2 protein-coding genes are annotated in these 940 nt (G+C 55.1%); both read right to left on the bottom strand.

Features of this window, described 5'->3' with window-relative positions:
- A partial coding sequence (locus H2509_RS00815; protein WP_456243046.1) for a flagellin N-terminal helical domain-containing protein occupies positions 1-290 on the bottom strand: 290 nt, incomplete at its 3' end.
- Between the two features lie 207 nt (positions 291-497).
- A partial coding sequence (locus H2509_RS00810; protein WP_268925642.1) for a flagellin occupies positions 498-940 on the bottom strand: 443 nt, incomplete at its 5' end.

The following is a 940-nucleotide window of genomic DNA, read 5'->3' as shown; positions in this document are numbered from 1 at the left end:
TGGCGAACCGTCGACTGGGCGCTTTCGACCAGCTTGGTGATTGCCTTGATGCCGTTGTCGGCTGCTTCCAGCGTCTTGATCGCGTTGCCAATGCCGTCAAGGAGATTGGTCAGGTCATTGGCACGCGACTGCAGGCCCTGCGAGGTAAAGAAGTTAGTCGGGTTGTCGAGGGCGGAATTCACCTTCTTGCCGGTGGCAAGTCGGTTCTGGGTTTGCCCCAGAAGATCGGCGGTGTTCTGCAAGGAAAGCAGGTTCTGGCGTACGCCAGCCGAAAGCGTGATGTCGGACATGTTCGATCCCTTCTAGGATACCGTTTTGAATTTCGCCTCGTTCTGAGACGCACCGGCAGGATCGAACCGAAAGCCTAATTTAAGGTTAATGAAACATTGAAGCCACGCACGGGAACCATCTGAAATCAATGGCAAAATAACGTTGCGTAATGTAAAGCGGGCGGCGGAACACCGCCACCCGTCCACAATCGTGATTTCAGCTTGGGTCTAGAGCAGCCGCAGCACGGCCTGGTCTGCTTGCGAGGCGAGCGAGAGTGCCGTAGTAGACAGTGACTGTCTTGTCTGCAGGGCGAGAAGGTTTGCGCCTTCCTCGTTGGTATCGGCCAGAACCAGATTGTCGGCACCGGTCTGCAAGGTATTGATCAGATCCTTGGTGAAGTCCTCGCGAATGTTCACCGTCGTGAGCTGCGAGCCAAATTTGCCGCTTGCGGAACGCAAACTCGACAACGCGCTGGACAAGTCATTCAGCTTCGATTCTGCTTCGGACCCGTCCAAGGAATTCGCACTTGTAAGGTCAAGGCCGAAGGAGGTCAGATCTACGCCGCCAATCACTAGTTCCGATCGTCCTTCATCCCGTCGTTCGTTGAAGGCAACGGTGAGTTCGGTATCGCTGGAATTGATCAGATTGATGCCGTTGAAGCTGGCGTCTG

This window comes from Stappia albiluteola, from assembly GCF_014050225.1.
GTDB lineage: Bacteria > Pseudomonadota > Alphaproteobacteria > Rhizobiales > Stappiaceae > Hongsoonwoonella > Hongsoonwoonella albiluteola.
Note: the sequence above shows the minus strand (reverse complement) of the source record. Positions and strands in the feature narration are given on the sequence as shown.